Here is a 4,028-nt window from a genome sequence, read left to right on the forward strand (position 1 = left end):
GAGGGCGGCCCGCCCGGTGGTGCAGGGGGGGGGGGGAGTGGAGAGGGGGGGGGGGCTTGAAAGGGCCGCCCCCCCGCCAGTCTGAAGAGGAAGAGACAAGGAGGACTGACCGATGACTGACCGATTCGACCTGACGCCCGCGGCCCTCTATGCCAGGGTCTCCAGCGACCGCCAGGACGTGGACCTCTCCGTCGCCGCACAGCTCAGGGCGCTCAGGGACTACGCCGAGCACAACGGCTACCTCGTCGCCCGCGAATACGTGGACGAGGCCGAGAGCGGACGCGTCGCCGACCGGCCACAGTTCCAACGGATGCTTGACGAGGCCGCCAGGCCCGAGGCCCCCTTCAAGGAGATCCTCGTCTGGAAATTCTCGCGATTCACCCGCAAACGGGAACACGCCGTCGCCTTCAAGTCCATGCTGAGGCGCAGGGGCGTCCGCGTCGTCTCCATCACCGAACAGGCCGAGGACAACGCCACCGGCAGACTCCTTGAGGCCATCATCGAGTCGGTGGACGAATTCTACTCGGAAAATCTGGCCCAAGAAGTCGTCCGGGGCATGCGCGAGGCCGCATCGCGCGGCTTCTGGATGCCAGCCTATGCCCCCTACGGCTACAGGAGGGTCCACGTCCAGGACGGGCCGACGAAGCGCCCCAGGCTCGAGCTCGACCCGCCCGCCGACGCAATGGTCCGCCGCATCTTCGACATGGTCATCCAGGGCAAGAGCATCCTCGACATCACCAAAACCCTCAACGCCGAGGGCATCCCCACGGTCAACGGCAAGAGGTGGCTCAAGACCACCATCCACGCCATGCTCGCCAACGAGGCATACACGGGAGCCGTGGTCTGGGGAACAACCGCCAAGGATGGCGCTCCGCCCGTCCGAGTGGAGGACGCGCACCCCGCCATCATATCCAAACAGGAGTTCCAGAGGGTCAAGAGGCTGCTCGGCTCACGCGCCCCGAAGCAGACGAACCCCAGGCGGGCGTCCAGCCCCTACCTGCTCAGCGGGCTGCTCAAGTGCGCGACCTGCGGCAGGGCAATGTCCGCCTCCGAGGCCAAGAGCGGCAAGTACACCTACTACGTCTGCCAGTCCCTGATGAAGACGGGCAGCGGCACCTGCAATACCCCCAGGCTCAACGCCAAGAAGTTCGAGAACACCATCGTCGATGAGCTGCGCGCCAACGTCCTCACCGAGTCCAACATCCGCGACCTCGTGAAGCTCTTGGACGAGGAGATGGACGGAGCGGCTCGGGAGCATCGCCAGAAACTGGAGACCATCGACGAGGAGCTTGACGACGTGAAGAAGCAACTGGGCCGCGTCTGGCACTTCATAGCGAAGAGCGACAGCATCGACGTGGCCGCGGCCTCCGATCACATCGTGGAACTCCGGGAGCGCAAGGAGAATCTGGAGAGTGCCGCCGACGAGGCAAGGGCTGCGCTTGCAGTGCGGCGGCAGTACTTGGACAGCGCCGACACCATCGCCACCTTCGCGGAGGAGATGAGCGACTTCCTCACAACCAGCGAACTCACCGAGACCAAAGCCTTCGTCCACTCCTTCGTCAAGGAGATTCTGGTCAAGCCCGGCAAGGCCGCCATCGTCTACTCAATACCCACCCCGCAGGACTCTCCCATAGGAGGTGCCGACGCCGCTGAGATCGCCCTCAATGGCGGAGTTCGCAAATCGGTACGTCATGGTGGGGAAGGGGAGACTCGAACTCCCACGCCGCGAGGGCACATGATCCTAAATCATGCGCGTCTGCCGTTCCGCCACTTCCCCACGGAGCCTATCGTAACGCACCAGCCTAGAAGCGGGGACGCCTGCGACGACGCGGCACCCGACGCCTTGGAGAAGAAGCAGACCGGGGTTCGGGCTGCGCTTCCACGGCTCCAGTGGACAGGGAGCCGACCGAGCGAACGTCCGGCGACGCCGCCAGTTCCACGGGCGGCGAGGAGCGCATGTAGACCAGGGCAAGCAGCAACATGAGTGGGTGAACCAAGGGCAACCCGCCCAGGAGAAGGTGCATGAAGCCCGTTCCCACTCCTCCCACAGACCACCACAGTACCTTCATCCGCTTGCGGCGCGCCATCATGGGGATGAGCCCAACGGAGAGGATGAGCACGCCGATGAGCAGGGTCACTCCTGTGGTACTGAGCATCTGTCCTGCCACTGGCGCCTCGTCCGCCCCTTCTACTGCCGTGGCCTCCGCTGCCACCTCGGCATCCCCCTCTGTCGCCATCGAAGGCTCAGAAAACACGAGGTGCACGGCGATGATCAGGGCGACGCTGGTCGTGATGGCGAGCGGCCAGGCGAAGAGAGGAGGCATGGCAAAGAGGAACGGTGTCTTAGTCTGCATGCCGAAAGCGTACACGACCGCGCCCACACTTGACACCACAGCCGGTACGCTCGCACGATTACACCCGCGCCCGGCAGGGGCGCATTTTCATGACGGAGGAAGAGATGAGCGTAGACCTGGGTGGCCTCACGATAGAGAACGCTGAGGAGAAGTTCGTGGAGATGAGCCATGGCACAACCCGTTACATCGAGGCGGGCGACGGCTATCCCACCATACTCGTGCACGGAGTCGGCTACACGAGCGGCGCACACGACTGGGCGCTGAACATCGGCCCGCTCTCCACCAAGCTGCGCGTCATCGCGGTGGACGCGCTTGCGTGGGGCAAGGGCGAGGGCTGGCTGGAGCAAGAGTATTCGTTCGCTTACCTCGTGGACTTCCTGCGCGAGTTCCAGGACGTGCTCGGTCTGGAGAAGACCAACCTGGTAGGTCACTCAATGGGAGGGTGGCTCGCATCGCTCTTCGGTTACGAAAGTCCCCACCGGCTCAACAAGCTCGTTCTCGTGGCCAGCGGCGGGGCTATGCCGCGCCAGTTGCCCAGTATGGTGCAATTCCAGCCACCCTCCCGCGACCAGATCCTCTCCAGCCTGCAGACCAGGGTGAACGCCGACGTGGACCTGGAGGCGATGGCCGACTACCACCATGGCCTCGCCCAGAATCCGGAACGGCTTGCGGCCTACCAGCGGGGGCTGAATCACATGAACAACATGGAGACGCGCCGCCGCTATAACACCGTGCGCCGGTTCCCGCACATCCCCGTCCCGACGCTCGTGGTCTGGGGCAGGAATGACTCGACGAACGCGCTCGAGATGGGAGAGATGACCCACGAGGGCATCCCCGGCTCCAAGATGGTGGTTCTCGACTGCGACCACTGGGTGCCGACCGGAGCCTCGGAAGAACTGAACTCTGCCTTGCTGGACTTCCTGCCGGACTAGGGGCATCGAGCGCCGAGCACACCCCTGACGCAGGGTTCTCTGCCCGCTAGTCCAGTACCTCGACGCGGAAGAGGTGGCTCCCCGCCATTCGGGCTTCCAATGTGTCCAGCGCCTCCTCTTTCTCGAGGATGCGAGTGAGGAGCGCGCGCTTCTCTTCGACGTCGCGCACCGGCGTCGCGCGGGCCCGCAGATCCTGCTGCACACTCTGCTTCAGGTGATAAGTGAACTCAGGGTTTGCAAACAGGTTGGCCGCCCAGTCCCGGGTGCCGGGGTTGTTCGAGAGATAGGGCTGGCCGTCCAACTGGCGAAGCCGCACCTCCTTGCGGTGCGGCTTCCCGCTCTTGCGTCCGGTGGTCGTGATGTCAACCAATCTGTCGGCTTCCAGTGCCTTGCGTGCTGCGTCGTCCAAGGTGCAGTTCCTTCGCGGTGAGATATGCGGTCAGCCGGCCAAAGAGCTGGTGATGTAGGTGTGGGTGATGACTTCCCAGACGTGGCCGTTCTCGCACTCGAAGTAAAAGCCGCGGCCCTGGTGCTTGTAGTTGATCTCGCCATCCGTGCGCGAGCCGGGGCCGCTGCCGTACACGACGCCCTCTTCCCTGATGCGCCCCAGGATGGCGTCAAACGCCGTGTCGGAAGCGAGGAAGGCGTAGTGGTTCGAGCGCGGCTTCTGCTCGCCCTCTCGCAGGTCGTCGAAGTCGAGCGTCAGCTTGTCGTTGATTTTCACCGGCGCGAAGTGGCCGTA

General features: G+C 64.3%; 7 protein-coding genes and 1 tRNA gene. 1 reads left to right on the forward strand and 7 read right to left on the reverse strand.

The genetic code is table 11. The annotated features are described in order from the left end of the window. From OXC99_05245 to OXC99_05265, 5 genes are all read right to left on the reverse strand, one after another. A partial coding sequence (locus tag OXC99_05245; protein MCY4624392.1) for a hypothetical protein occupies positions 1–541 on the reverse strand: 541 nt, incomplete at its 3' end. A gap of 68 nt (positions 542–609) precedes the next feature. Beyond that, on the reverse strand, positions 610–861 hold the full coding sequence (locus OXC99_05250) for a hypothetical protein (GenBank protein MCY4624393.1): 252 nt from the start codon (positions 859–861) through the stop codon (positions 610–612). Between the two features lie 88 nt (positions 862–949). Next, positions 950–1,552 (reverse strand): hypothetical protein, encoded by a 603-nt coding sequence (locus OXC99_05255; protein ID MCY4624394.1) that lies wholly within the window; start codon positions 1,550–1,552, stop codon positions 950–952. Positions 1,553–1,692: 140 nt separating this feature from the next. Continuing rightward, positions 1,693–1,777, reverse strand: a tRNA-Leu gene (locus OXC99_05260). Between the two features lie 25 nt (positions 1,778–1,802). Beyond that, a complete protein-coding gene (locus OXC99_05265) occupies positions 1,803–2,354 on the reverse strand; it encodes a hypothetical protein (protein MCY4624395.1) in 552 nt (183 codons plus the stop codon). A 104-nt stretch (positions 2,355–2,458) separates the two neighbouring features. On the opposite strand from OXC99_05265, the gene OXC99_05270 reads away from it, so the two are divergent. Then, positions 2,459–3,286 carry an alpha/beta hydrolase gene (locus OXC99_05270; protein ID MCY4624396.1) on the forward strand — a complete coding sequence of 276 codons (828 nt, stop codon included), beginning with the start codon at positions 2,459–2,461 and terminating at the stop codon, positions 3,284–3,286. Positions 3,287–3,332: 46 nt separating this feature from the next. Here the strand turns inward: OXC99_05270 and OXC99_05275 are convergent, their stop codons facing one another. Together OXC99_05275 and OXC99_05280 are read right to left on the reverse strand one after the other, a co-directional pair. Then, positions 3,333–3,695, reverse strand: a complete 363-nt coding sequence (locus tag OXC99_05275) for a nitroreductase/quinone reductase family protein (protein ID MCY4624397.1) — start codon at positions 3,693–3,695, stop codon at positions 3,333–3,335. A gap of 30 nt (positions 3,696–3,725) precedes the next feature. Beyond that, positions 3,726–4,028: VOC family protein (locus tag OXC99_05280; GenBank protein ID MCY4624398.1), on the reverse strand; the 303-nt coding region annotated here is incomplete at its 5' end.

The organism is Chloroflexota bacterium (assembly GCA_026713825.1).
Taxonomy (GTDB): Bacteria; Chloroflexota; Dehalococcoidia; order Lucifugimonadales; family UBA1127; genus UBA1127.

Excerpts from the sequence above, each read along its gene's own strand:
- OXC99_05265 (MCY4624395.1), bottom strand. The coding sequence starts at position 2,354 with ATGCAGACTAAGACACCGTTCCTCTTTGCCATGCCTCCTCTCTTCGCC.
- OXC99_05270 (MCY4624396.1), top strand. The coding sequence starts at position 2,459 with ATGAGCGTAGACCTGGGTGGCCTCACGATAGAGAACGCTGAGGAGAAG.